This window comes from Enterobacter cloacae complex sp. P15RS (genome assembly GCF_014895905.1).
GTDB classification, from domain to species: domain Bacteria; phylum Pseudomonadota; class Gammaproteobacteria; order Enterobacterales; family Enterobacteriaceae; genus Enterobacter; species Enterobacter quasihormaechei.
The window spans coordinates 63,634-88,876 of the sequence record NZ_JADBQL010000013.1; the positions used below are offsets into that span (position 1 = coordinate 63,634).

A 25,243-nucleotide genomic window follows, 5' to 3' on the forward strand; every position below is an offset into this window, starting at 1 on the left:
CCGTTATTTAATACCGTCAGCCGCCATGCGGTCGCGGATATGCTGCGCGCGTTCAACGGAGGCCGGGTGGTCGTCAAACATGGAGCTCTGACGGCCTTCTTCCAGCTTCGCCAGTTTCTCGAAGCTGGTGGCTAAGCCCGATGGATTGATGCCGCGTTTGCGCAACAGATCGTAAGAGTAGTCATCCGCTTCAGACTCCTGACGCTGGGAGAACTGGGAGTTCACCAGTTTCTCGCCCACGTCGCCAAGCTGCGACTGGGACAGGCTGCCGACAATACCGCCCGCTGAGGCTGCCGCGGCGCGCACGGCGTTGGTGCCCAGCGCAACCTGCATCCCTTTCTTCACGTGACCCAGGGCTACGTGGCCCATTTCATGGCCGATCACCGCTTCCACTTCGTTGTCGGTCATCATATCCATCAGGCCGCTGTAAACGCGGATACAGCCGTTGGCCATCGCGAAGGCGTTCACGTCTTTCGCCATGTACACCTTATAGTTCACCGGCTGGCCATTAATGTTGTCGCCCAGCGCGGAAGCAATCTTGTTCAGACGCTGCGTGTAGGTGCTGTTTGCCGGGGCAAGCGTAGCTTTTCCATCCATATCCTTACATGCCTCGTCGCTCAGCGCTTTGACCTGCGCATCGCTCAGAGAGTAGGCCTGAAAAGCTTCTGCGCCTGAGGTCATCAGGCCGTTAGAATCCATATTCTGACAGCCGCTTAGCAGGAGCGTTGTTCCCACAGCCAGCCCAGTTGCACGCATTTTCATGATGTCGCTTCCGTACTCGTTAATCTGAATTAATTCTGAAAAATGCACCGTCAACGAAGCCGGTGTCGGGCTAAGTATAAGGAATATCTACAGGGGCGGGCGAGCAGATTGCGCAACATGCGAGCATGATCCAGAGATTTCTTAAGCTGCAAAAGAATGCTCCATGTACATGCCCTGCGGCTTGGGTTACATTGTTGGCACTTTTTTCCGGCGTAGCCCAAAACGCGCTGTCGTCAAGGGCATGGCCTTTAACAGTCCGATCTGGAGTTAAAATGTCCTCACGTAAAGAGCTTGCTAATGCTATTCGTGCGCTGAGCATGGACGCAGTACAGAAAGCCAAATCCGGCCATCCGGGTGCCCCAATGGGCATGGCTGACATCGCCGAAGTCCTGTGGCGTGATTTCCTTAACCACAACCCACAGAACCCGGCATGGGCAGACCGCGACCGTTTCGTGCTGTCTAACGGCCACGGCTCTATGCTGATCTACAGCCTGCTGCACCTCACCGGCTACGATCTGCCAATCGAAGAGCTGAAAAACTTCCGTCAGCTGCACTCCAAAACTCCAGGTCACCCGGAAGTGGGCTACACCGCAGGCGTTGAAACCACCACCGGCCCGCTGGGTCAGGGCATTGCGAACGCAGTGGGTATGGCGATTGCTGAGAAGACCCTGGCGGCACAGTTCAACCGTCCTGGCCACGACATCGTTGACCACTTCACCTACGCGTTCCTGGGTGACGGCTGCATGATGGAAGGCATTTCTCACGAAGTGTGCTCCCTGGCAGGTACCCTGAAGCTGGGCAAACTGGTTGCGTTCTACGACGACAACGGCATCTCCATCGACGGTCACGTTGAAGGCTGGTTCACTGACGACACCGCTGCACGTTTCGAAGCCTACGGCTGGCACGTTGTGCGTGGCGTTGATGGCCACGATGCTGACTCGATTAAACGTGCAGTAGAAGAAGCGCGCGCCGTGACCGACAAACCGTCCCTGCTGATGTGCAAAACCATCATCGGCTTCGGCTCCCCGAACAAAGCGGGCACCCATGACTCCCACGGCGCACCGCTGGGCGACGCGGAAATCGCACTGACCCGTGAAGCGCTTGGCTGGAAACACCCAGCCTTCGAAATCCCGTCTGAGATCTATGCTCAGTGGGATGCGAAAGAAGTGGGCCAGGCGAAAGAAGCGGCCTGGAACGAGAAGTTTGCGGCTTACGCAAAAGCCTTCCCGCAGGAAGCAGCCGAGTTCACCCGCCGTATGAAAGGCGACATGCCGTCTGATTTCGACGCGAAAGCGAACGAGTTCATTGCGAAATTGCAGGCGAACCCGTCTAAAATCGCCAGCCGTAAAGCGTCTCAGAATGCGATCGAAGCGTTTGGTCCATGGCTTCCAGAATTCCTCGGCGGTTCCGCTGACCTGGCGCCATCTAACCTGACCCTGTGGTCTGGATCTAAGCCAATCAACGAAGATGCTGCCGGTAACTACATCCATTACGGTGTACGTGAATTCGGTATGACCGCTATCGCGAACGGTATCTCCCTGCACGGTGGTTTCCTGCCGTACACCTCTACCTTCCTGATGTTCGTGGAATATGCACGTAACGCCGTGCGTATGGCAGCGCTGATGAAACAGCGTCAGGTGATGGTCTACACCCACGACTCCATCGGTCTGGGCGAAGATGGTCCAACTCACCAGCCGGTAGAGCAGGTAGCTTCCCTGCGCGTGACCCCGAACATGAGCACATGGCGTCCATGTGACCAGGTTGAATCTGCGGTGGCGTGGAAATACGGCGTTGAGCGTCAGGACGGCCCGACCGCGCTGATCCTCTCCCGTCAGAACCTGGCGCAGCAGGAGCGTACCCCAGAGCAGCTGGCGAACATCGCGCGCGGTGGTTACGTGCTGAAAGATTGCGCGGGCCAGCCTGAGCTGATCTTCATCGCGACCGGTTCTGAAGTTGAACTGGCTGTTGCAGCATGGGAAAAACTGACTGCCGAAGGCGTGAAGGCGCGCGTGGTCTCCATGCCGTCTACCGATGCGTTCGACAAGCAGGATGCGGCTTACCGTGAATCCGTACTGCCTAAAGCGGTTTCCGCTCGCGTGGCGGTGGAAGCGGGTATCGCTGACTACTGGTTCAAATACGTGGGCCTGAACGGTGCTATCGTCGGTATGACCACCTTCGGTGAGTCTGCACCGGCTGAGCAGCTGTTTGAAGAGTTCGGCTTCACCGTTGAGAACGTTGTCGCGAAGGCGAAAGAACTGCTGTAATTGCTGTTTTGCCCGGTGGCGCTTACGCTTACCGGGCCTACAAATGGCACAAAACGTAGGCCGGGTACGCGTAAGCGTCACCCGGCTTTTTTGTAGACATTATTCCACCAGAAATGTGACGCAAGTCATATAGCTCGCTTATTCATCTGGACAACCATTCCTTTTATTCCGCGATTCGCTTATTCTTGCTGAAGCGTTTCAGTCGATTAAATGTTCGACAATTGACCAATCAATCGCAGTTTGTGACAGCAAGGATTCCCCTTCGGGCGTCGCTGGATTACTCTTTCAGCCACCTCAGACTCAGGGATAGCTTTGCAGGAGATCTATGACCGTACGCGTAGCGATTAATGGCTTCGGTCGCATCGGGCGCAACGTGGTTCGTGCATTATATGAATCCGGGCGTCGTGCGGAAATCACCGTGGTGGCAATCAATGAACTGGCGGATGCTGCGGGCATGGCGCATTTATTGAAATATGACACCAGCCACGGCCGCTTTGCCTGGGACGTTCGCCAGGAAAGGGAACAGCTGTTCGTCGGTGACGATGCAATCCGCGTGCTGCATGAGAACAGTATTGAAGGGCTGCCCTGGCGCGAACTGGGTGTGGATGTGGTTCTGGACTGTACCGGCGTGTACGGTAACCGCGAACATGGCGAAGCGCATCTGAAGGCCGGTGCGAAAAAAGTCCTGTTCTCCCATCCCGGCAGCCACGACCTCGACGCCACCGTCGTGTTTGGCGTCAACCAGCACGAGCTGCACGCTGAACACCGCATTGTCTCCAACGCCTCCTGCACCACCAACTGCATTATTCCGGTCATTAAACTGTTAGACGATGCGTACGGCATTGAATCAGGCACCGTGACCACGATTCACTCCGCCATGCACGATCAGCAGGTTATCGACGCCTATCATCCGGATTTACGACGCACTCGCGCGGCGAGCCAGTCCATTATTCCGGTGGATACGAAACTGGCTGCGGGGATCACCCGTATTTTCCCGCAGTTTAACGACCGTTTCGAAGCGATTGCCGTGCGTGTTCCGACGATAAACGTCACCGCAATCGATCTTAGCGTGACGGTAAAAAAACCGGTAAAAGCCTGTGAAGTCAACCTGTTGCTGCAAAAAGCGGCACAGGGAGCATTTCATGGTATAGTTGACTATACGGAATTACCGTTGGTCTCAGTAGATTTTAACCACGACCCGCACAGCGCCATCGTGGATGGCACGCAGACGCGAGTCAGTGGTGCGCACCTTATCAAGACGCTGGTCTGGTGTGATAACGAATGGGGCTTTGCTAACCGAATGCTCGACACCACGTTAGCCATGGCCGCAAAAGGTTTCAGGTAGAGCGCACCTTGCGCTTGCAAAACTTTAAGAATCAACGAGAGGATTCACCATGTCTGTAATTAAGATGACCGATCTGGATCTGGCAGGTAAACGCGTTTTCATCCGTGCCGATCTGAACGTACCGGTTAAAGATGGCAAAGTGACCAGCGACGCGCGTATCCGTGCATCTCTGCCAACCATTGAACTGGCTCTGAAGCAGGGCGCTAAAGTGATGGTCACCTCCCACCTGGGCCGTCCAACTGAAGGCGAGTACAACGAAGAGTTCTCTCTGCTGCCGGTTGTTAATTACCTGAAAGACAAACTGTCCAACCCGGTTCGCCTGGTGAAAGATTACCTGGACGGCGTAGACGTTGCCGAAGGTGAGCTGGTTGTTCTGGAAAACGTTCGCTTCAACAAAGGCGAAAAGAAAGACGACGAAACCCTGTCCAAAAAATACGCTGCACTGTGCGACGTGTTCGTGATGGATGCATTCGGTACGGCTCACCGTGCGCAGGCATCTACCCACGGTATCGGTAAATTTGCAGACGTTGCGTGTGCAGGTCCGCTGCTGGCTGACGAACTGGAAGCACTGGGTAAAGCACTGAAAGAACCTGCTCGTCCAATGGTTGCTATCGTTGGTGGTTCTAAAGTGTCTACCAAACTGACCGTACTGGATTCCCTGTCCAAAATCGCTGACCAGCTGATCGTTGGCGGTGGTATCGCGAACACCTTCGTTGCCGCTCAGGGCCACAACGTGGGTAAATCCCTGTACGAAGCAGACCTGGTTGACGAAGCCAAACGCCTGCTGGGCACCTGCGATATCCCGGTTCCAACCGACGTTCGCGTGGCAACCGAGTTCTCCGAAACCGCTACCGCGACCCTGAAATCTGTTAACGACATCAAAGATGAAGAGCAGATTCTGGACCTGGGCGACGTTTCTGCACAGAAACTGGCTGAAATCCTGAAAAACGCAAAAACTATCCTGTGGAACGGTCCAGTCGGCGTGTTCGAATTCCCGAACTTCCGCAAAGGGACTGAAATCGTTGCTAACGCTATCGCAGACAGCGAAGCGTTCTCTATCGCAGGCGGTGGTGACACCCTGGCAGCTATCGACCTGTTCGGTATCGCTGACAAGATCTCCTACATCTCCACTGGTGGCGGCGCATTCCTCGAATTCGTGGAAGGCAAAGTACTGCCAGCAGTAGCAATGCTCGAAGAGCGCGCTAAGAAGTAAGCCATTCAGGGGCAGGGAAACCTGCCCAATTTTCAGCGCGCTTATCAGAGCTCGCACCTTTTCTAACGGCCGAAGATACAGGACTAAGCAACATGTCTAAAATTTTTGATTTCGTAAAACCTGGCGTTATCACTGGTGATGACGTACAGAAAGTGTTCCAGGTAGCTAAAGAAAACAACTTCGCTCTGCCAGCAGTTAACTGCGTAGGTACCGACTCCATCAACGCCGTACTGGAAACCGCTGCAAAAGTTAAAGCACCGGTTATCGTTCAGTTCTCCAACGGCGGCGCTGCGTTCATCGCGGGTAAAGGCGTGAAAACTGACGTTCCTCAGGGTGCTGCTATCCTGGGCGCTATCTCTGGTGCGCACCACGTTCACCAGATGGCTGAGCATTACGGTGTTCCAGTTATCCTGCACACTGACCACTGCGCGAAGAAACTGCTGCCGTGGATCGACGGTCTGCTGGACGCGGGTGAAAAACACTTCGCGGCAACCGGTAAGCCACTGTTCTCTTCTCACATGATCGACCTGTCCGAAGAGTCTCTGGAAGAAAACATCGAGATCTGCTCTAAGTACCTGGCGCGTATGTCCAAAATGGGCATGACCCTGGAAATCGAACTGGGCTGCACCGGCGGTGAAGAAGACGGCGTGGACAACAGCCACATGGACGCTTCTGCACTGTACACCCAACCAGAAGACGTTGATTACGCTTACACCGAGCTGAGCAAAATCAGCCCGCGCTTCACCATCGCAGCGTCCTTCGGTAACGTGCACGGCGTTTATAAGCCAGGTAACGTGGTTCTGACCCCGACCATCCTGCGCGATTCTCAGGAATACGTTTCCAAGAAACACAACCTGCCGCACAACAGCCTGAACTTCGTCTTCCACGGCGGTTCCGGTTCTTCTGCTCAGGAAATCAAAGATTCCGTAAGCTACGGCGTAGTGAAAATGAACATCGATACTGACACCCAATGGGCAACCTGGGACGGTATCCTGCAATACTACAAAACCAACGAAGCTTACCTGCAAGGCCAGCTGGGCAACCCGAAAGGCGAAGACCAGCCGAACAAGAAATACTACGATCCACGCGTATGGCTGCGCGCTGCGCAGACGTCCATGGTGACGCGTCTGGAGCAGGCATTCAAAGAACTGAACGCGATCGACGTTCTGTAATTTGACCCGCTAACAGCGCATCAGAAGGCCCGCAAACGCGGGCCTTTTTTTATGCTTTTTCAATATCCTGCAATACCTGTTTTTGTGATCTGCTTGGCAATACCTGCGCTTTTTGTTTACCCTTTACTGACCTGCCTGTCCCCTCAAGGGATAGATTTTGTGTTTTGGTTTAGCAAAAGGAAGAATAAATGGAACAACTTGATGTTGTAGACAGCATCAATAACGCGGGTAACTGGCTGGTGCGTAACCAGGCGCTACTGCTGAGCTACGCCGTGAATATTGTTGCCGCTATTGCCATTATCATCGTCGGGATGATCGTGGCGCGTATCGTCTCGAACGCTGTCAACCGGGTGATGGTCTCTCGACACATTGACGCCACGGTCGCCGATTTCCTCTCCGCGCTGGTGCGCTACGGCATCATCGCCTTTACGCTGATTGCCGCGCTGGGGCGCGTAGGCGTGCAGACGGCATCCGTCATCGCCGTGCTCGGTGCTGCCGGCCTGGCCATTGGTCTGGCATTGCAGGGTTCGCTTTCAAACCTGGCGGCAGGCGTACTGCTGGTGACCTTCCGTCCGTTCCGTTCCGGTGAATATGTGGATTTAGGCGGCATCGCCGGTACCGTGTTGCAGGTACAGATTTTCTCTACCACCCTGCGTACCGTCGACGGTCGTATTGTTGTGGTACCGAACGGGAAAATCATTGCGGGCAATATCATTAACTTCTCCCGCGAGCCGGTGCGTCGTAACGAGCTGATCATCAGCGTGGCGTACGATTCCGATATCGACCAGGTGAAATCGCTGATCGCTAACATCATTGATTCTGACGACCGCATTCTGAAGGACCGCGAGCAGACCGTTCGTCTGAACGAGCTGGGCGCGTCATCCATTAATTTTGTGGTACGCATCTGGAGCAAAAGCAGCGATCTGCAAAACGTTTACTGGGACGTGCTGGAGCGCATCAAGCGCGATTTCGATGCCAACGGCATCAGCTTCCCGTACCCGCAGATGGACGTCAACGTCAAAAAAGTCAAAGAAGCAGAGTAACGTTACCAGTAGGCCCGGTAAGCGCGAGCGCCACCGGGCTTTTTTGTTATTAGTCTCACTAATCCCCGATTAATATTATCCATTTCCTCTAATGACATTCCCGCAGTATAGTCTGCCTCCAGGACAACTTTGTGAGAATTACGTCATGTTATCTTATTATTTTCAGGGGCTTGCGTTAGGCGCAGCCATGATCATCCCCCTCGGCCCGCAAAATGCGTTCGTGATGAACCAGGGCATCCGTCGCCAGTACCACCTGATGATTGCTCTGCTGTGCGCGGTGAGCGATCTGCTGCTGATTTGCGCCGGAATTTTTGGCGGCAGCGCGCTGCTGATGCAGTCGCCGTGGCTGCTGGCGCTGGTTACATGGGGCGGCGTGGCGTTTCTGCTGTGGTACGGATTCGGTGCCCTGAGAACGGCCATGAGCAGTAATCTTGAGCTGGCGAGCGCCGAAGTGATGAAGCAGGGGCGCTGGAAGATTATCGTCACCATGCTCGCCGTGACCTGGCTTAACCCGCACGTTTACCTTGATACGTTCGTGGTACTCGGCAGCCTGGGTGGTCAGCTGGACGTTGAGCCGAAGCGCTGGTTTGCGCTGGGCACGGTCAGCGCCTCCTTCCTCTGGTTCTTCGGTCTGGCGATCCTGGCGGCGTGGCTGGCGCCACGACTGCGTACCGCCAAAGCGCAGCGCATTATCAATACGCTGGTGGGGCTGGTGATGTGGTTTATTGCCTTCCAGCTGGCGAAAGAGGGCATTCATCACGTACAGGGATTGTTCAACTAAGCGTTTGTCTTATGGACATCTGAGCAGGAGCCGCTAAGCTTGCTGGCATGAGCCCTGTTGATGGGGCACTCTTCGCAACATGGAGGAATGACAGTGAAGTTTAAGGTGATGGCCCTGGCGGCATTAGTAAGTTTAGGTTCGGTGTCGGTGCAGGCGAATGAACTGCCAAACGGCCCGCACATTGTCACTTCAGGCACCGCAAGCGTGGATGCGGTTCCGGATGTTGCAACCCTGGCAATTGAAGTGAACGTCGCGGCGAAAGATGCGGCTTCCGCCAAGAAACAGGCAGACGATCGTGTTGCGCAATACCTCTCTTTCCTGGAACAGAACGGTATTGCGAAAAAAGATATCAGCTCTGCGAACCTGCGTACTCAACCGGATTACGACTACCAGAACGGTAAAAGCATCCTGAAAGGCTACCGCGCCGTGCGTACTGTTGAAGTGACGTTGCGCCAGCTTGATAAGCTCAACTCGCTGCTGGATGGTGCGCTGAAGGCAGGCCTGAACGAAATCCGTTCCGTCTCGCTGGGCGTTGCGCAACCGGAGAAATATAAAGACGAAGCGCGTAAAGCGGCAATTAATGATGCCATTCATCAGGCGGAACAGCTGGCATCCGGCTTCAAGAGCAAGCTCGGCCCGGTTTACAGCGTGCGTTACCACGTCTCTAACTACCAGCCAAGCCCGATGGTGCGGATGATGAAGGCAGACGCCGCGCCGGTTTCTGCTCAGGAAACCTACGAGCAGCCAACCATTCAGTTCGACGATCAGGTTGATGTGGTGTTCCAGCTTGAGCCAACTGAAAAGCCAGCTCAGTAATCCGTAGGCCGGGTAAGGCGTAGCCGCCACCCGGCTTTTCTTTTTAATCCTGCCTCAACACTTTATGCCCAAACGCCAGCAGCGCATCCGTAACGTTGCGCATCATGCGGCTTTCAGGCGCAAAACGGTGCCAGTACAGCATCCGGCGCTGATACAGCCCCGGCGTTAAATCAATCAGCTCACCGCTTTTCAACTCTTTCTCAATCTGCAAATGCGGGATCATGCAGCAGGTGGTGCCCTGACGCGCGAGCTGTACGAAGGCTTCGGACGAGTTAACGATATGACACGGCACGCTGCCCGGCGGCAGGTCGAAGTTTTGCTGCAAAAACGCCTGATGCATATCGTCCAGATGGTCGAACGCGACGGCAGGGGCTTTCAGCAGCGCGGCGCGGGTCACGCCGTTCGGGAAGTAGCGCTCCGCAAAGGCTTTTGAACCGACAAACAGGTAATCCAGCGCGCCCAGCTGATCCACCAGACAGCTTGGCAGGGCCTGAGGCTGAATACTGACCGCCCCAACCACTTCGCCACGGCGCAGGCGTTCCTGAGTGCGGGTCTCGTCTTCAACCTGAAGGTTCAGGCGGATTGGGGAGTCGGCCAGCACCGGCGCAAGGGCCGGCAGCAGCCACGTTGCCAGACTGTCGGCGTTCACCGCCAGCGACAGCAGCAGCGGCGTAGAGCCGGTCTGTTCATCGCCCAGCCACTCATCTTCCAGCAGTTCAACCTGACGCAGCAGGGCGAGAAGCTTTTGTCCTTGCTCCGTGGGGCGCGGCGGCACGGTACGCACCAGCAGCGGCTGCCCGAACATGTTTTCAAGCTGTTTGATACGTTGTGATACGGCGGACTGGGTGATGCACAGCTTTTGCGCCGCGCGCTCAAAACCGCGTTCACGAATAACTGCATCAAGTGCCTGTAGTGTTCTGTAGTCCGGACGTTTCATTGCTCTGGCTGACTCCTTAATTTTGCTTAATCTGCACTATGACACAATTTTCCCTTCGTGGCAGACGAAATCCATTCGACGTGTTCTATAATGCGCCCTGAGTTTTCATACCACAGGCAAAACGATCATGACGCAGGATGAACTGAAAAAAGCAGTAGGATGGGCCGCTCTCCAATACGTACAGCCGGGTACCATTGTCGGGGTGGGTACGGGGTCGACGGCGGCACACTTTATCGATGCACTGGGCACGATGAAGGGGCAGATCGAGGGCGCAGTTTCCAGCTCCGATGCTTCCACGGAAAAGCTGAAGAGCCTTGGCATCACCGTTTTCGACCTCAACGAAGTGGACCGCCTGGGCATTTACGTTGATGGCGCGGATGAAATCAACGGCCACATGCAGATGATCAAAGGCGGCGGCGCGGCGCTGACCCGTGAAAAGATCATCGCGTCAGTAGCGGACAAGTTCATCTGTATCGCGGATGCCTCCAAGCAGGTCGATATTCTGGGGAATTTCCCGCTGCCGGTTGAAGTGATTCCGATGGCGCGCAGCGCCGTAGCGCGTCAGCTGGTGAAGCTGGGTGGTCGTCCGGAATACCGTCAGGGTGTGGTGACCGATAACGGCAACGTCATCCTCGACGTTCACGGTCTCGAAATCCTCGACGCCGTTGCGCTGGAAAATGCGATTAACGGCATTCCGGGCGTCGTGACCGTAGGGTTGTTTGCCAACCGCGGCGCGGACGTGGCGCTGATCGGCACGGCTGACGGCGTGAAAACCATCGTAAAATGATCTGACGGGGGGAGCGCTCCCCCCGCTAAAAAAATTTTGAAGCGCTAAATTCGGTGACTTGTGTCACGTTTTTCCACCTCATTTGCCGATCCTTCCACGTTCACAATTATCCGCAGCATTTTCCTCTGTCATTTTGCCCTGTATGACTTTTCTTCAGAGTGCCGACGCAAACGTTCATATTGCTGCAATAGTTTTTTTTGATATGTTGGCTGCACGGGATTTCAATCCAGCACAACATCAGTTCAGATAAAAAACAGGGTCGGGTAAATGGCAAAGGTATCACTGGAGAAAGACAAGATTAAATTCCTGCTGGTCGAGGGCGTGCACCAGAAAGCGCTTGATAGCCTTCGTGCGGCAGGTTACACCAACATCGAATTTCACAAAGGCGCGCTGGACTCCGAAGAGCTGAAAGCGTCCATCCGTGATGCCCATTTTATTGGCCTGCGATCCCGTACCCAACTGACTGAAGACGTTATTGCTGCGGCGGAAAAGCTGGTGGCGATCGGCTGTTTCTGCATCGGCACCAACCAGGTTGATCTGAACGCCGCCGCGAAGCGCGGTATTCCGGTCTTTAACGCGCCGTTCTCGAACACCCGTTCCGTAGCGGAGCTGGTGATCGGCGAGCTGCTGCTGCTCCTTCGCGGCATTCCGGAAGCCAACGCTAAAGCGCACCGCGGGGTGTGGAACAAGCTGGCCGCGGGCTCCTTCGAAGCGCGTGGTAAAAAGCTGGGGATTATCGGTTACGGCCATATCGGTACGCAGCTCGGTATTCTGGCGGAATCCCTCGGTATGCACGTATTTTTCTACGATATCGAAAGCAAACTGCCGCTGGGTAACGCGACGCAGGTGCAGCATCTTTCTGACCTGCTGAACATGAGCGACGTGGTCAGCCTGCACGTGCCGGAAAACGCCTCCACCAAAAATATGATGGGCGCGGAGGAGCTGGCGCTGATGAAGCCGGGCTCGCTGCTGATCAACGCCGCGCGCGGTACGGTAGTTGACATTCCTGCGCTGTGCGACGCGCTGAAGCGTAAACATCTGGCGGGAGCGGCTATCGACGTATTTCCGACGGAGCCGGCTACCAACAGCGATCCGTTTACCTCTCCGCTGTGCGAGTTCGACAACGTGATCCTGACGCCGCACATCGGCGGCTCGACCCAGGAAGCGCAGGAGAACATCGGCCTCGAAGTGGCGGGTAAGCTGAGCAAATATTCTGACAACGGTTCAACGCTCTCTGCGGTGAACTTCCCGGAAGTGTCTCTGCCGCTGCACGGCGGTCGCCGTCTGCTGCACATCCACGAGAACCGTCCGGGCGTGCTGACTGCCATCAACCAGATCTTTGCCGAGCAGGGCGTTAACATCGCCGCGCAGTACCTGCAAACCAACTCGCAGATGGGCTACGTGGTGATTGATATTGAAGCGGATGAAGACATCGCCGAGAAAGCGTTGCAGAGCATGAAGACCATTCCGGGGACGATTCGCGCGCGTCTGCTGTACTGATGGTGCGGTCTGTGGTGTCGGGTGGCGGCTACGCCTTACCCGACCTACGATGGTTGTGCGGTCTGTGATGTCGGGTGGCGCTTACGCTTACCCGACCTACAAATTCCGAGGTTTTATGTAGGCCGGGTAAGGCGCAGCCGCCACCCGGCTTTATGCTACCAAAGCCACGTTTTGCTGGGCGTCACTACCGCCGGCAGCGGAATATCCCATTTCTCTACAGGCAACGCTTCTACAGCCTGGCAATCATGCGCATACCCTACCGGCTGCAACCCGTAGCGCTGCCAGTTTTGCAGCGTTCTGTCGTAGAAACCCCCGCCCATGCCTAATCGCTGGCCCTGTTCATCAAACGCCACCAGCGGCGTAATCAGCACGTCCAGCTCAGAAAGCGGCAACACGTCGCGCACGTCGAGTTTAGGTTCGGTAATTTTCAGACGATTCACCACCAGCTCGCTGTGCGGATGGTAGTGCAGAAACAGCAGATTGCCCTGGCTGAACGGATGCAGTACCGGCAGGTACACTTTTTTCCCGGCGCGCCAGAGCTGGTCGATAAGCGGCTGGGTGTCCAGCTCGCCGTCAAACGAGAGAAACAGCGCGACGGTGTTTGCCATCACCACGGGCGGATAGGCCATCATGCGGGAGGCGGCCTGCTGGGCAAAGTGTGCCTGTTGTTCGGCGCTTAAGGCGCGACGACGCTGGCGAATGAGCTGACGGATATCCTGGCGTGAGGCAGAAACTTCAGGGAATTGAGTCATGGTAGTCGGTAGAAGAAGAGAGAGGGAATCTCCGAGATGCCGCCGCAGGCTGTAACCCTTGAACCCTTGGTTCAAGGTGAATGTGTCGTCATAGTTTTAAGGCTTCTCGGACGAACCGAGCATGCTCACCAACCATGGAGCGCCACATTCTTGTGGTATGAAATATCGGCTCAGGGGACTGGCCCGCTTGCAAACATCTCAGAGAAATTTTGTCTTCACAGTTACTCTACCATAGTCAACTGCGAAGTGTTATTCAAACTTTGGTCCCGGTCTTTCGGGATTGCGACCTTGATCAAGCAACGCCTGTTCTATGGTCTGCTGGAGCATTTTAATGCGCTGCTCCATGCTGGCCGCGTAATCGCGGGTCTTCGCTTTTTCCTGAGTCAGTTCATAGCTGATGTTCAACGCGGCGATGAAAACCAGCTGCTCAGTATTTGTGACTCTAGTGCGTTCTTTTAGATCTTGCAACCGCTGATTCAAATCGTCCGCAGCCTGATTCAGGGCATCCCTTTGTTCAGGTGGACAATTCACTCGCAGTGAACGGCCAAAAATCTGGAGATCGACGGGTTGTGCAGACATGCCACCTTCCTGCTGATTGACTGCGCTGCCTTCGCTTACTGCCCCGGGGGCTGCGAAGGGGCGACACTATAGCTACCCTGATGTGAAGATACAAGCCCTTTTCTGGTATCACCAGGGTCCAAAGTGGTAGCATATCATGAATATCCTCCCTTTGATGATGAATGCGTATGTCTATACAGAACGAAATGCCTGGTTACAAGGATTTAAACCAGTTACTGAACCAGCAGGGAGTCGGTTTAACCCCTGCCGAAATGCACGGTCTGATCAGCGGCATACTGTGCGGCGGAAACAGCGACAGCTCCTGGCAGCCGCTGATCCACGACCTCACCAACGAAGGGCTGGCGTTTGGCCACGAGCTGGCGGAAGCGCTGCGCAAAATGCATGCGGCAACCAGCGATTCCCTGGAAGACGATGGCTTTCTTTTTCAGCTTTATCTGCCTGAAGGCGATGATGTCAGCGTCTTCGATCGCGCCGACGCGCTCGCGGGCTGGGTAAATCACTATCTGCTCGGCCTCGGCGTCACCCAGCCTAAACTGGATAAAGTGACCGGCGAAGCGGGTGAAGCGATCGACGATCTGCGTAACATTGCGCAGCTTGGCTACGACGAAGACGAAGATCAGGAAGAGCTGGAGATGTCTCTCGAAGAGATTATCGAATACGTTCGCGTGGCGTCTCTGCTGTGCCACGACAACTTCACGCGCTCGCAGCCGACCGCGCCGGAAGTTCGTAAGCCGACCTTACATTAAGAAAAATAACGCACAGGAGGGTGTCATGGTTATCTCGAATCAAGAGTATTCTCGCCGTCGTCAGGCGCTGCTGGCAAAAATGCAGCCGGGTAGCGCCGCCCTGATTTTTGCCGCGCCGGAAGTGACGCGCAGCGCCGACAGCGAATACCCCTATCGACAGAGCAGCGATTTCTGGTACTTCACCGGCTTCAACGAGCCGGAAGCGGTGCTGGTGCTGATTAAAAGCGATGACACCCACAACCACAGCGTGATCTTCAACCGCGTGCGCGATTTAACTGCGGAAATCTGGTTTGGCCGCCGCCTGGGGCAAGAGGCAGCGCCGGAAAAGCTGGGCGTAGACCGCGCGCTGGCCTTCAGCGAAATCAACCAGCAGCTTTACCAGCTGCTTAACGGTCTCGACGTGCTCTACCACGCGCAGGGCGAATACGCCTATGCGGATGAGATTGTGTTTACCGCGCTGGACAAGCTGCGCAAAGGCTCCAGGCAGAACCTCTCCGCGCCCGCCACGCTGACGGACTGGCGTCCGGTGGTGCACGAGATGCGTCTGTTCAAGTCAGAAGAAGAACTCAACGTGATGCGCCGCGCGGGCGAAATTAGCGCCCTGGCGCATACTCGCGCCATGGAAAAGTGCCGTCCCGGTATGTTCGAGTACCAGCTGGAAGGCGAAATTCACCATGAATTTAACCGCCACGGCGCGCGCTTCCCGTCCTACAACACCATCGTTGGCGGCGGGGAAAACGGCTGCATTCTGCACTACACCGAAAACGAAAGTGAGCTGCGCGATGGCGATCTGGTGCTGATTGACGCCGGCTGTGAATATCAGGGGTATGCGGGCGACATCACGCGCACCTTCCCGGTGAACGGCAAATTCACGCCCGCGCAGCGTGAAATCTATGACATCGTGCTGGAGTCGCTTGAAACCGCGCTGACGCTGTTCCGTCCGGGCACCTCTATCCAGGACGTGACGGGCGAGGTGGTGCGCATCATGATCAGCGGGCTGGTTAAGCTTGGTATCCTGAAAGGCGAAGTGGACACCCTTATCGCTGAAAACGCCCATCGCCCGTACTTTATGCACGGCCTGAGCCACTGGCTGGGGCTCGACGTACACGACGTAGGCGCATACGGTACGGATCGTTCGCGCGTGCTGGAGCCTGGCATGGTGCTGACCGTTGAGCCGGGGCTGTACATCGCGCCGGATGCGGACGTGCCGGACCAGTACCGCGGGATCGGCATTCGTATTGAAGACGACATCGTCATCACCGAAACCGGCAACGAAAACCTGACCGCGACCGTGGTGAAAAACGCCGACGATATCGAGGCGCTGATGGCGGCGGCACGCGTATGAGCGTGATCATCGTTGGCGGAGGCATGACCGGCGCTACCCTGGCGCTGGCCATTTCGCAGTTAACCAAAGGTCAGCTTCCGGTGCATCTTGTTGAGGCTGTCGCGCCGCAGGCGGCCGATCATCCCGGCTTCGATGCCCGCGCCATCGCACTGGCCCAGGGAACCTGCCAGCAGCTTTCGCGCATTGGCATCTGGCAGGCGATAGCGGACTGCGCGACGGCCATCGGCACCGTTCACGTCAGCGATCGCGGCCACGCCGGGTTTGTGACGCTGGATGCCCACGATTACCGAATTGAGGCGCTGGGGCAGGTCGTTGAACTGCATGACGTGGGGCTGCGGCTGTTCCGTTTGTTACAGGATGCCCCTGGCGTCACGCTGCACTGTCCGGCGCGCGTCGCCAGCTTTAGCCGCAGCGACGAGGCCGTCAGCGTGACGCTGGACAATGGCACCACGCTGGAGGGGCAGCTGCTGGTGGCGGCGGATGGTTCACGCTCGTCGATCGCCACGCAGTGCGGCGTAGAGTGGCGCGCTCAACCCTATGGTCAGGTGGCGGTTATCGCTAACGTTTCCACGGCAGGCGCGCATAACGGCAGGGCCTTTGAGCGCTTCACCGAGCACGGTCCACTGGCCATGCTGCCGATGTCGAACGGACGCTGCTCGCTGGTGTGGTGCCATGCGCAGGATCGCGCCGACGAGGTGCTCTCCTGGTCCGATGAACGTTTTTGTTCCGAGCTGCAAAAGGCCTTCGGCTGGCGGCTTGGACGTATCACCCACGCCGGTAAGCGCGTGGCCTATCCGCTCTCGCTGACGACCGCATCGCAGACGGTTTCCCACCGCGTCGCGCTGGTCGGTAACGCCGCGCAGACGCTGCACCCCATCGCCGGGCAAGGCTTCAACCTTGGCCTGCGCGACGTGATGAGTCTGGCCGAGCTCCTGGCCCGGACGTGGAGCGAACAACAGGATTGTGGCGCATACTCAGTGCTGAGCCATTATCAGAAACGACGTCAGGCGGACAAGGCGGCGACCATTGGCGTTACCGACGGTTTAGTCCACCTGTTTGCCAATCGCTGGGCGCCGCTGGTTGCGGGTCGCAACCTCGGGCTGATGGCGATGGAACTGTTCATTCCGGCACGTGACGTGCTGGCGCAGCGGACCCTGGGTTGGGTCGCGCGTTAAGGAGTAATCACCGTGCAAAATGTTGATGTCGCCATTGTCGGCGGCGGAATGGTAGGACTGGCGCTGGCCTGTGGTTTACAGGGCAGCGGCCTGCGCGTGGCCGTGCTTGAGCAAAACGCGCCGCAGCCCGTGGCGCAGGATGCCCCGCCGGAGCTGCGCGTCTCAGCTATCAACGCAGCCAGCGAAAAATTACTGACGCACCTCGGCGTCTGGTCAGAGATCGTGGCGCAGCGCGCAAGCTGCTACCACGGAATGGAGGTGTGGGATAAAGACAGCTTTGGCCACATCGCCTTTGACGATGAAAGCATGGGCTACAGCCACCTTGGACACATCGTTGAAAACGCGGTGATCCATTACGCGCTGTGGCAGAAAGCACAGCAGTGCAGCGACATCACCCTCATCGCGCCGGCGAAACTTCAGCAGGTGGCATGGGGCGAGAACGACGCGTTTATCACCCTTGAAAGCGGCGACATGCTGACCGCGCGTCTGGTGGTGGGTGCCGACGGCGCGAATTCCTGGCTGCGTAACAAAGCGGATATTCCGCTGACCTTCTGGGATTACCGTCATCACGCCCTGGTTGCCACAATCCGCACCGAAGAGCCGCACGGCGGCGTCGCACGCCAGATTTTCCACAACGACGGCATTCTGGCCTTCCTGCCGCTTGCCGATCCGCATCTGTGCTCCATCGTCTGGTCCTTAGAGCCGGAGAAAGCGCAGCAGATGCAGGAGGCGACGCCGGACGCCTTCAGTCAGGCACTGTGCGTGGCGTTTGATAACCGTCTGGGCCTGTGCGCGCTTGAAAGCGAGCGCCGGGCGTTTCCGTTAACGGGCCGCTACGCGCGGCAGTTCGCGGCGCACCGTCTGGCGCTGGTGGGGGATGCGGCGCATACCATTCATCCGCTGGCCGGGCAGGGGGTTAACCTCGGCTTTATGGACGCGGCTGAGCTGGTTGAAGAGCTGCGTCGTCTGCATCGTGAAGGCAAAGACATTGGCCAGCATCTGTATCTGCGTCGCTACGAGCGCAGCCGCAAACACAGCGCGGCGATGATGCTGGCGGGCATGCAGGGCTTCCGCGAGCTGTTTGCCGGGGCGAACCCGGCGAAAAAACTGCTGCGCGATATCGGTCTCAAGCTTGCCGATACCCTTCCCGGCGTGAAGCCTCAGCTTCTCCGTCAGGCAATGGGCCTCAACGATCTGCCCGACTGGTTACGTTAATCTCGATCCCCGTCACACTTTATTTTCCCGGCCTCTGCGCCGGGGAAAATTCCTCGTTTGAAATAATCTAATTTCACGCCATTTTTCGCATTAGAAAATCTAATCTTACAATTTTTATGTTACGGAAATTCGGCCCGTTTTTCCGCACGAAATATCATCATCCGCTAAATCCTGTTAGATCATTGTTAATATTATGCGGGTTTAATCGCATTTTCCCAGTCAAATACTCTGTACGCTTTCCTGCGTTTTTTAGCCATAAGCTAATGTGATGACCCGCTTTACCTTATGGTTAACCGCCGGTTTCGGTGGTAAGTTCAGGTAAAAGAGAACGTTTGCGTCGGCTACCGATTGCGAGGCCGACACCGGGTTTCACGGTGAATTTTTCAACGAGGAAAAGATGGCTCAACAGACTCCTTTGTACGAACAGCACGTGTTATGCGGCGCCCGCATGGTGGACTTCCACGGCTGGATGATGCCGCTGCACTACGGCTCGCAAATTGATGAGCACCACGCGGTGCGCACCGATGCCGGTATGTTCGACGTGTCACACATGACGATTGTCGACCTGCGCGGAAGCCGCACCCGGGAGTTTTTGCGTTATCTGCTGGCAAACGACGTCGCCAAACTGAAGACGCCGGGCAAAGCGCTTTATACCGGCATGCTCAATGCCTCGGGCGGCGTGATTGACGACCTCATCGTCTACTACTTCACCGAAGATTTCTTCCGCCTCGTTGTAAACTCCGCCACTCGCGAAAAAGACCTCTCCTGGATTTCCCAACACGCTGAACCTTACGCCATCGATATCACCGTTCGTGACGATCTGTCGCTGATCGCCGTGCAGGGACCCAATGCCCAGTCGAAAGCCGCGTCTCTGTTCAGCGACGAGCAGCGCAACGCCACCGAAGGGATGAAACCGTTCTTCGGCGTGCAGGCGGGGGATCTGTTTATCGCCACCACCGGCTACACCGGTGAAGCGGGCTATGAAATTGCCATGCCGAACGAGAAAGCCGCCGATTTCTGGCGTGCCCTGGTTGAGGCGGGCGTGAAGCCTGCGGGTCTGGGCGCGCGCGATACGCTGCGTCTGGAAGCGGGCATGAACCTCTACGGCCAGGAGATGGACGAAGGCGTCTCTCCGCTGGCGGCCAACATGGGCTGGACCATCGCGTGGGAACCGGCCGACCGTGAATTTATTGGTCGTGAAGCGCTGGAGATGCAGCGCGAGAAGGGCACCGAACAGCTGGTTGGCCTGGTGATGAAGGAAAAAGGCGTGCTGCGCGGCGAGCTGCCGGTGCGCTTCACCGATGCTGACGGTAATCATCGCGAAGGCGTGATCACCAGCGGAACCTTCTCCCCGACGCTCGGCTACAGTATTGCCCTGGCGCGCGTGCCGGCGGGCATTGGCGAAACGGCGGTGGTGCAGATCCGCAACCGCGAAATGCCGGTCAACGTGACCAAACCGATTTTTGTTCGCGCCGGTAAGCCGGTCGCCTAATTATTTTTATCAGGAGAACTTCAATGAGCAATGTGCCAGCAGAACTGAAATACAGCAAAGAACACGAGTGGCTGCGTAAAGAGGCGGACGGCACTTACACCGTTGGGATCACCGAGCACGCGCAGGAGCTGCTGGGCGACATGGTGTTTGTTGACCTGCCGGAAGTGGGCGCAACCGTGAGCGCAGGCGACGACTGTGCGGTGGCGGAATCGGTCAAAGCGGCTTCTGACATCTACGCGCCTGTGAGCGGTGAAATTGTTGCCGTGAACGACGCGCTGAGCGACTCCCCGGAGCTGGTCAACAGCGAGCCGTATGAAGGCGGCTGGATCTTCAAGATCAAAGCCAGCGACGAAGCGCAGGTTGCCGCGCTGCTGGATGCGACCGCGTACGAAGCATTACTGGAAGACGAATAACGTTGTGCCGGATGGCGCTGCGCATCCGGCCTACCGATCTGCGTAGGCCCGGCAAGCGTTAGCGCCACCGGGCAACAGCGTTACAGATAACTACGATTCACTGCACGTTTCAGGAACCATCGCTCATGACACAGACTTTAAGCCAGCTTGAAAACCGTGGCGCCTTCATTGAACGTCACATTGGGCCGGATGCTCAGCAACAGCAGGAGATGCTGAAGACAGTTGGCGCGGATTCATTAAACGCACTGATCGGCCAGATCGTGCCAAAAGACATCCAGCTTGCCACGCCGCCGCAGGTTGGCGAGTCCACAACGGAGTTCGCCGCGCTGGCGGAGCTGAAGGCTATCGCCGGCCTCAACAAGCGCTATAAGTCTTACATCGGCATGGGCTACACCAACGTGCAGTTACCGCCGGTTATCCTGCGCAACATGCTGGAAAACCCGGGCTGGTACACCGCTTATACCCCCTATCAGCCAGAAGTCTCTCAGGGCCGTCTGGAAGCGCTGCTGAACTTCCAGCAGGTGACCCTGGATCTGACCGGCATGGATATCGCTTCCGCCTCTCTGCTGGATGAAGCCACTGCCGCCGCCGAAGCGATGGCGATGGCGAAGCGCGTGAGCAAGCTGAAAAACGCCAACCGCTTCTTCGTAGCGGCAGACGTGCATCCCCAGACGCTGGACGTGGTGCGCACCCGTGCGGAAACCTTCGGCTTTGAGGTGATTGTCGACGACGCTGACAAAGTGCTGGATCACCAGGACGTCTTCGGCGTGCTGTTACAGCAGGTGGGCACCACCGGGGAAGTGCATGATTACAGCGCGCTGATCGCTGAGCTCAAATCCCGTAAGGTGATTGTGAGCGTCGCCGCTGATTTTATGGCGCTGGTGCTGCTGACCGCACCGGGCAAACAGGGCGCGGACATTGTCTTTGGCTCAGCGCAACGCTTCGGCGTGCCGATGGGCTACGGCGGCCCGCACGCTGCATTCTTTGGCGCAAAAGATGAATTTAAACGCTCCATGCCGGGCCGTATTATCGGCGTATCGAAAGATGCCGCCGGTAACACCGCGCTGCGCATGGCGATGCAGACCCGCGAGCAGCATATCCGCCGCGAGAAAGCGAACTCCAACATCTGTACCTCTCAGGTGCTGCTGGCAAACATTGCCAGCCTGTACGCGGTGTTCCATGGTCCGGCTGGGCTGAAACGTATTGCCAGCCGCATCCACCGTCTGGCCGACATTCTGGCCTGCGGCCTGCAACAGAAAGGCCTCAGGCTGCGTCATGAGCACTATTTCGACACCCTGTGCGTCGACGTGGCAGACAAAGCGGCCGTGCTGGCGCGCGCCGAGGCCGCGCAAATCAACCTGCGCAGCGATATTCATCACGCGGTAGGGATCACCCTGGATGAATCGACGACTCGTGACGATATCGCAACGCTGTTTGACGTGCTGCTGGGCGACGTACACGGTCTTGACGTTGATACGCTCGACAAAGAGGTCGCGCTCGACAGCCGCTCCATTCAGGAAAGCATGCTGCGCGACGACGCGATCCTGACTCACCCGGTGTTCAACCGCTACCACAGCGAAACCGAGATGATGCGCTACATGCACTCTCTGGAGCGCAAGGATCTGGCGCTGAACCAGGCGATGATCCCGCTGGGCTCCTGCACCATGAAGCTGAACGCTGCGGCAGAGATGATCCCGATTACCTGGCCTGAGTTCTCCGAGCTGCACCCGTTCTGCCCGGCTGAGCAGGCGGAAGGTTATCACATGATGATCAACCAGCTTTCCGACTGGCTGGTGAAGCTGACCGGGTACGACGCGCTCTGCATGCAGCCGAACTCTGGCGCGCAGGGTGAATACGCCGGTCTGCTGGCGATCCGTCACTATCACGAAAGCCGCAATGAAGGCCACCGTGATATCTGCCTGATCCCAAGCTCCGCCCACGGCACCAACCCGGCCTCAGCACAGATGGCGGGCATGGAAGTGGTGGTCGTGGCGTGTGACAAAAACGGCAACATCGATTTGGCCGACCTGCGCGCGAAAGCCGGGCAGGCGGGCGACAAACTTTCGTGCATCATGGTGACCTACCCGTCTACCCACGGCGTGTACGAAGAGACTATCCGTGAAGTGTGTGAAGTGGTGCATCAGTTCGGCGGTCAGGTTTACCTCGACGGCGCGAACATGAACGCCCAGGTGGGCATCACCTCTCCGGGCTTCATTGGCGCGGACGTGTCGCACCTGAACCTGCACAAAACGTTCTGCATTCCGCACGGCGGCGGCGGCCCAGGCATGGGGCCAATTGGCGTCAAAGCGCACCTGGCGCCGTTTGTGCCGGGGCACAGCGTGGTGCAGATTGAAGGCATGCTGACCCGTCAGGGCGCGGTCTCTGCGGCCCCGTTCGGCAGCGCCTCTATCCTGCCTATCAGCTGGATGTACATCCGCATGATGGGCGCGGAAGGGCTGAAGCAGGCAAGCCAGGTGGCGATCCTGAACGCCAACTACATCGCAACGCGCCTGAAGGACGCCTATCCGGTGCTCTACACCGGCCGCGACGGTCGCGTGGCGCACGAATGCATCCTCGATATTCGTCCTCTGAAGGACGAGACGGGCATCAGCGAGCTGGATATTGCCAAACGCCTGATCGACTACGGTTTCCACGCGCCAACCATGTCCTTCCCGGTGGCGGGTACGCTGATGGTTGAGCCGACCGAGTCTGAAAGCAAGGTGGAGCTGGACCGCTTTATCGACGCGATGCTGGCCATTCGTAGCGAAATCGACCGCGTGAAGGGCGGAGAGTGGACGCTGGAAGATAACCCGCTGGTTAACGCGCCGCATACCCAGAACGAACTGGTGGCAGAGTGGAATCACGGTTACACCCGCGAGCTGGCCGTCTTCCCGGCGGGCGTGGCAAACAAATACTGGCCGACTGTGAAGCGTCTTGATGACGTCTACGGCGACCGTAACCTGTTCTGCTCCTGCGTACCGATGAGCGAATACCAGTAATTATTTGCCGTACTGTAGGCCGGGTAAGCGTAAGCGCCACCCGGCTTTTTTTATCTGGAGGTTGTGAATGGCAATTGCACTGGTCACCGGCGCCAGCCGCGGCATTGGTAAAGCCACCGCGCTACAGCTGGCAAGCGAAGGCTACACCGTAGCGGTGAATTTTCACCACAACATCAACGCTGCGACGGACGTTATCAATCAGATCGTGGACGCGGGCGGTCAGGCCTTTGCCGTGCGCGCGGATATCAGCGATGAAGCGCAGGTGATGGCGATGTTCGACAGCATCGATCGCGAAGGTGAGCCGCTCGCCGCGCTGGTGAACAACGCCGGAATTCTGTTTGAACAATCCACCCTCGAAAACCTCTCCGCTGAGCGTATTAACCGCGTGCTGGCCACCAACGTCACCGGCTATTTTCTCTGCTGCCGTGAGGCGGTAAAGCGTATGTCGCATAAACACGGCGGCAAGGGCGGCGCAATTGTGAACGTCTCTTCGGCGGCGTCACGCCTGGGCGCGCCCGGGGAATATGTGGATTATGCCGCCTCCAAAGGGGCAGTAGATTCTCTGACGACCGGCCTCGCGCTGGAGGTCGCGGCGCAGGGCATTCGCGTGAACTGCGTGCGGCCTGGCCTGATTTATACCGATATTCACGCCTCCGGCGGCGAGCCGGGGCGTGTGGATCGGGTGAAGTCTCTGTTACCCATGCAGCGTGGCGGACAGCCGGAGGAGGTCGCCCAGGCCATTGCCTGGCTGCTGAGCGACAAGGCCTCCTATGTCACCGGCAGCTTCCTGGAGCTGGCCGGCGGGAAGTAACGCTACGACGCCAGCCACAGCCGCAGGCGCATCCCCCAGCTGCTGGTCCAGCCGGTGGTGATCGACGTCACTTCACCGTGAGAGATCACCACCAGCGTGGGCGTCACCTGAACGTCCCACTGACGCGCCAGCTCTCCGCTGGCGTCGTTGACCGTGGGCATCGCAGCCTTCTTCTTCCTCATCCATGTTTCGAGCGTCGCGTTATCGCCTGAGCGCAGCGCAACCGACATCACGTTACCCCCGTCCGCGGCCAGCGCCGCTACCGACGGCGTGGTGTAGCGACAGACGCCGCACCACGTCGCCCAGACGTAGACCAGCAGCGGACGCTCCTCACTCATGGCGATAAGATCGACGGTCCCGCCGTCGAGGGTTTGCAGCGTGGTGGACGCGAAGTTCTGCGGCAGCGCGGGCTGGCGGAAATAGTCCACCGCCAGGCTCACGGCTACGCCAATCAGCAGCCACACGGCCAGCTCGCGCAGCAGGCGCGGAAGCTTACCTGCCACGGGCGTTTGCCAGCTGTTCTTTGACCAGCCCCTCCAGATCGTCATAAGGAATGGCGCCCGCGACCATCTGGTCACCGATGATGGTTGCCGGCGTACCCTGAATATTCAGTACCTGTGCCAGGATCAGGTTCATCTTTAGGCTGTCCATGGTTTTATCATCCGTTTTAATGCCGTCCGTTCCGGTTTTGGCCCGCGCGGCGGCGATGCTGGCGTCATCGTGATAGCCTTTTTTCATCATCAGCCGCTGGTGGAGCGCCCAGAATTTGTCCGGCGCCTGCTGCCATGTCGAGAGCGCCGCCTTAGCGGCATTCACCGAGCTTTGCCCCTTAAACGGCAGCAGTTTAACGATGAGCTGCACGTCGGGATTATCACGTACGATTTTCTCCAGCATCGGGTCGAACTGCTTGCAGTAAGGGCAGTTGTAGTCCGTGAAGGAGACGATGGTGAGCTTCGGCGACGTCGCGCCGGTGCGCGGGCTGGCCGGATCGTTGAACAGCAGCGCCGCCAGCTGGTCATCGGAAGCGTCCTCTGTTGGCGCGGCAAAACTGAACGCCGATAAAGAGAGCAACAGTAAGGCGATAAACGAGCGCATA

Annotated in this window: 23 protein-coding genes and 1 other RNA gene; 17 read left to right on the forward strand and 7 right to left on the reverse strand. The window is 57.4% G+C overall.

Features of this window, described 5'->3' with window-relative positions; all coding sequences use genetic code 11:
- Nucleotides 1-3: 3 nt before the first annotated feature.
- Entirely contained in the window at nucleotides 4-762 is a 759-nt protein-coding gene (locus tag IM267_RS08125; protein WP_193033157.1) for a M48 family metallopeptidase, read from the reverse strand.
- Between the two features lie 272 nt (nucleotides 763-1,034).
- On the opposite strand from IM267_RS08125, the gene tkt reads away from it, so the two are divergent.
- The 7 genes from tkt to IM267_RS08160 all read left to right on the forward strand — a co-directional run bounded on the left by tkt (nucleotide 1,035) and on the right by IM267_RS08160 (nucleotide 9,396).
- Nucleotides 1,035-3,026 carry a transketolase gene (tkt, locus tag IM267_RS08130; protein WP_063867863.1) on the forward strand — a complete coding sequence of 664 codons (1,992 nt, stop codon included), beginning with the start codon at nucleotides 1,035-1,037 and terminating at the stop codon, nucleotides 3,024-3,026.
- A gap of 325 nt (nucleotides 3,027-3,351) precedes the next feature.
- Complete coding sequence (gene epd, locus IM267_RS08135; RefSeq protein ID WP_063452007.1) at nucleotides 3,352-4,371, forward strand: erythrose-4-phosphate dehydrogenase; 1,020 nt, start codon at nucleotides 3,352-3,354, stop codon at nucleotides 4,369-4,371.
- Nucleotides 4,372-4,420: 49 nt separating this feature from the next.
- Entirely contained in the window at nucleotides 4,421-5,584 is a 1,164-nt protein-coding gene (gene pgk / locus IM267_RS08140; protein ID WP_028014337.1) for a phosphoglycerate kinase, read from the forward strand.
- A gap of 92 nt (nucleotides 5,585-5,676) precedes the next feature.
- A complete protein-coding gene (gene fbaA / locus IM267_RS08145) occupies nucleotides 5,677-6,756 on the forward strand; it encodes a class II fructose-bisphosphate aldolase (RefSeq protein ID WP_063867865.1) in 1,080 nt (359 codons plus the stop codon).
- Nucleotides 6,757-6,944: 188 nt separating this feature from the next.
- Nucleotides 6,945-7,799, forward strand: a complete 855-nt coding sequence (mscS, locus tag IM267_RS08150; RefSeq protein WP_063452005.1) for a small-conductance mechanosensitive channel MscS — start codon at nucleotides 6,945-6,947, stop codon at nucleotides 7,797-7,799.
- A 145-nt stretch (nucleotides 7,800-7,944) separates the two neighbouring features.
- Nucleotides 7,945-8,580, forward strand: coding sequence for an arginine exporter ArgO (argO, locus tag IM267_RS08155; protein WP_193033158.1), 636 nt, complete (start codon nucleotides 7,945-7,947; stop codon nucleotides 8,578-8,580).
- Between the two features lie 93 nt (nucleotides 8,581-8,673).
- A complete protein-coding gene (locus tag IM267_RS08160; RefSeq protein WP_063867868.1) occupies nucleotides 8,674-9,396 on the forward strand; it encodes an oxidative stress defense protein in 723 nt (240 codons plus the stop codon).
- 43 nt (nucleotides 9,397-9,439) lie between these two features.
- Here the strand turns inward: IM267_RS08160 and argP are convergent, their stop codons facing one another.
- Entirely contained in the window at nucleotides 9,440-10,333 is an 894-nt protein-coding gene (argP, locus tag IM267_RS08165) for a DNA-binding transcriptional regulator ArgP (RefSeq protein ID WP_003860089.1), read from the reverse strand.
- A gap of 127 nt (nucleotides 10,334-10,460) precedes the next feature.
- Here argP and rpiA point away from each other — a divergent pair, with 127 nt between their 5' ends.
- Nucleotides 10,461-11,120: a ribose-5-phosphate isomerase RpiA gene (rpiA, locus tag IM267_RS08170; RefSeq protein WP_047355196.1), complete on the forward strand. Its 660-nt coding sequence runs from the start codon at nucleotides 10,461-10,463 to the stop codon at nucleotides 11,118-11,120.
- 267 nt (nucleotides 11,121-11,387) lie between these two features.
- Nucleotides 11,388-12,620 carry a phosphoglycerate dehydrogenase gene (serA, locus tag IM267_RS08175; RefSeq protein WP_063452002.1) on the forward strand — a complete coding sequence of 411 codons (1,233 nt, stop codon included), beginning with the start codon at nucleotides 11,388-11,390 and terminating at the stop codon, nucleotides 12,618-12,620.
- Between the two features lie 155 nt (nucleotides 12,621-12,775).
- On the opposite strand, the gene IM267_RS08180 is transcribed toward serA, so the two are convergent.
- From IM267_RS08180 to zapA, 3 genes are all read right to left on the reverse strand, one after another.
- Nucleotides 12,776-13,372 carry a 5-formyltetrahydrofolate cyclo-ligase gene (locus tag IM267_RS08180; RefSeq protein ID WP_193033159.1) on the reverse strand — a complete coding sequence of 199 codons (597 nt, stop codon included), beginning with the start codon at nucleotides 13,370-13,372 and terminating at the stop codon, nucleotides 12,776-12,778.
- 24 nt (nucleotides 13,373-13,396) lie between these two features.
- A non-coding RNA gene (gene ssrS, locus IM267_RS08185) (6S RNA) lies at nucleotides 13,397-13,580 on the reverse strand.
- A 41-nt stretch (nucleotides 13,581-13,621) separates the two neighbouring features.
- Nucleotides 13,622-13,951, reverse strand: a complete 330-nt coding sequence (zapA, locus tag IM267_RS08190; protein ID WP_006811891.1) for a cell division protein ZapA — start codon at nucleotides 13,949-13,951, stop codon at nucleotides 13,622-13,624.
- A 167-nt stretch (nucleotides 13,952-14,118) separates the two neighbouring features.
- Between zapA and IM267_RS08195 the strand changes: the two genes are divergently transcribed.
- From IM267_RS08195 to IM267_RS08230, 8 genes are all read left to right on the forward strand, one after another.
- The gene (locus IM267_RS08195) at nucleotides 14,119-14,697 is read left to right on the forward strand and encodes a YecA family protein (protein ID WP_003860099.1); all 579 of its coding nucleotides are present in this window, start codon (nucleotides 14,119-14,121) and stop codon (nucleotides 14,695-14,697) included.
- 31 nt (nucleotides 14,698-14,728) lie between these two features.
- On the forward strand, nucleotides 14,729-16,042 hold the full coding sequence (gene pepP, locus IM267_RS08200; protein WP_131636454.1) for a Xaa-Pro aminopeptidase: 1,314 nt from the start codon (nucleotides 14,729-14,731) through the stop codon (nucleotides 16,040-16,042).
- Nucleotides 16,039-17,217 (forward strand): 2-octaprenyl-6-methoxyphenyl hydroxylase, encoded by a 1,179-nt coding sequence (gene ubiH / locus IM267_RS08205; RefSeq protein ID WP_193033160.1) that lies wholly within the window; start codon nucleotides 16,039-16,041, stop codon nucleotides 17,215-17,217. Before pepP ends, ubiH begins: the two co-directional genes overlap by 4 nt.
- A 12-nt stretch (nucleotides 17,218-17,229) precedes the next feature.
- Nucleotides 17,230-18,432, forward strand: coding sequence for an FAD-dependent 2-octaprenylphenol hydroxylase (gene ubiI, locus IM267_RS08210; RefSeq protein ID WP_193033161.1), 1,203 nt, complete (start codon nucleotides 17,230-17,232; stop codon nucleotides 18,430-18,432).
- Between the two features lie 397 nt (nucleotides 18,433-18,829).
- Nucleotides 18,830-19,924 carry a glycine cleavage system aminomethyltransferase GcvT gene (gene gcvT / locus IM267_RS08215; protein WP_193033162.1) on the forward strand — a complete coding sequence of 365 codons (1,095 nt, stop codon included), beginning with the start codon at nucleotides 18,830-18,832 and terminating at the stop codon, nucleotides 19,922-19,924.
- 23 nt (nucleotides 19,925-19,947) lie between these two features.
- Entirely contained in the window at nucleotides 19,948-20,337 is a 390-nt protein-coding gene (gene gcvH / locus IM267_RS08220; protein ID WP_006811885.1) for a glycine cleavage system protein GcvH, read from the forward strand.
- A 125-nt stretch (nucleotides 20,338-20,462) separates the two neighbouring features.
- Nucleotides 20,463-23,336 (forward strand): aminomethyl-transferring glycine dehydrogenase, encoded by a 2,874-nt coding sequence (gcvP, locus tag IM267_RS08225; protein WP_193033163.1) that lies wholly within the window; start codon nucleotides 20,463-20,465, stop codon nucleotides 23,334-23,336.
- Nucleotides 23,337-23,403: 67 nt separating this feature from the next.
- Complete coding sequence (locus IM267_RS08230; RefSeq protein ID WP_193033164.1) at nucleotides 23,404-24,147, forward strand: SDR family oxidoreductase; 744 nt, start codon at nucleotides 23,404-23,406, stop codon at nucleotides 24,145-24,147.
- Nucleotides 24,148-24,149: 2 nt separating this feature from the next.
- Here the strand turns inward: IM267_RS08230 and IM267_RS08235 are convergent, their stop codons facing one another.
- Together IM267_RS08235 and IM267_RS08240 are read right to left on the reverse strand one after the other, a co-directional pair.
- Nucleotides 24,150-24,650 carry a protein disulfide oxidoreductase gene (locus tag IM267_RS08235; RefSeq protein WP_193033165.1) on the reverse strand — a complete coding sequence of 167 codons (501 nt, stop codon included), beginning with the start codon at nucleotides 24,648-24,650 and terminating at the stop codon, nucleotides 24,150-24,152.
- The gene (locus IM267_RS08240; protein ID WP_063451993.1) at nucleotides 24,640-25,242 is read right to left on the reverse strand and encodes a DsbA family protein; all 603 of its coding nucleotides are present in this window, start codon (nucleotides 25,240-25,242) and stop codon (nucleotides 24,640-24,642) included. Before IM267_RS08240 ends, IM267_RS08235 begins: the two co-directional genes overlap by 11 nt.
- Between the last annotated feature and the right edge of the window lies 1 nt (nucleotide 25,243).

Bases quoted from the DNA above. Each gene is read 5' to 3' on its own strand.
- IM267_RS08195 (WP_003860099.1), top strand. From the start codon at position 14,119: ATGTCTATACAGAACGAAATGCCTGGTTACAAGGATTTAAACCAGTTA.
- fbaA (WP_063867865.1), top strand. From the start codon at position 5,677: ATGTCTAAAATTTTTGATTTCGTAAAACCTGGCGTTATCACTGGTGAT.
- ubiH (WP_193033160.1), top strand. From the start codon at position 16,039: ATGAGCGTGATCATCGTTGGCGGAGGCATGACCGGCGCTACCCTGGCG.
- IM267_RS08180 (WP_193033159.1), bottom strand. From the start codon at position 13,372: ATGACTCAATTCCCTGAAGTTTCTGCCTCACGCCAGGATATCCGTCAG.
- IM267_RS08125 (WP_193033157.1), bottom strand. From the start codon at position 762: ATGAAAATGCGTGCAACTGGGCTGGCTGTGGGAACAACGCTCCTGCTA.
- epd (WP_063452007.1), top strand. From the start codon at position 3,352: ATGACCGTACGCGTAGCGATTAATGGCTTCGGTCGCATCGGGCGCAAC.
- IM267_RS08230 (WP_193033164.1), top strand. From the start codon at position 23,404: ATGGCAATTGCACTGGTCACCGGCGCCAGCCGCGGCATTGGTAAAGCC.
- rpiA (WP_047355196.1), top strand. From the start codon at position 10,461: ATGACGCAGGATGAACTGAAAAAAGCAGTAGGATGGGCCGCTCTCCAA.
- pgk (WP_028014337.1), top strand. From the start codon at position 4,421: ATGTCTGTAATTAAGATGACCGATCTGGATCTGGCAGGTAAACGCGTT.
- zapA (WP_006811891.1), bottom strand. From the start codon at position 13,951: ATGTCTGCACAACCCGTCGATCTCCAGATTTTTGGCCGTTCACTGCGA.
- tkt (WP_063867863.1), top strand. From the start codon at position 1,035: ATGTCCTCACGTAAAGAGCTTGCTAATGCTATTCGTGCGCTGAGCATG.
- mscS (WP_063452005.1), top strand. From the start codon at position 6,945: ATGGAACAACTTGATGTTGTAGACAGCATCAATAACGCGGGTAACTGG.
- argP (WP_003860089.1), bottom strand. From the start codon at position 10,333: ATGAAACGTCCGGACTACAGAACACTACAGGCACTTGATGCAGTTATT.
- gcvH (WP_006811885.1), top strand. From the start codon at position 19,948: ATGAGCAATGTGCCAGCAGAACTGAAATACAGCAAAGAACACGAGTGG.
- serA (WP_063452002.1), top strand. From the start codon at position 11,388: ATGGCAAAGGTATCACTGGAGAAAGACAAGATTAAATTCCTGCTGGTC.
- argO (WP_193033158.1), top strand. From the start codon at position 7,945: ATGTTATCTTATTATTTTCAGGGGCTTGCGTTAGGCGCAGCCATGATC.
- IM267_RS08240 (WP_063451993.1), bottom strand. From the start codon at position 25,242: ATGCGCTCGTTTATCGCCTTACTGTTGCTCTCTTTATCGGCGTTCAGT.
- gcvP (WP_193033163.1), top strand. From the start codon at position 20,463: ATGACACAGACTTTAAGCCAGCTTGAAAACCGTGGCGCCTTCATTGAA.
- gcvT (WP_193033162.1), top strand. From the start codon at position 18,830: ATGGCTCAACAGACTCCTTTGTACGAACAGCACGTGTTATGCGGCGCC.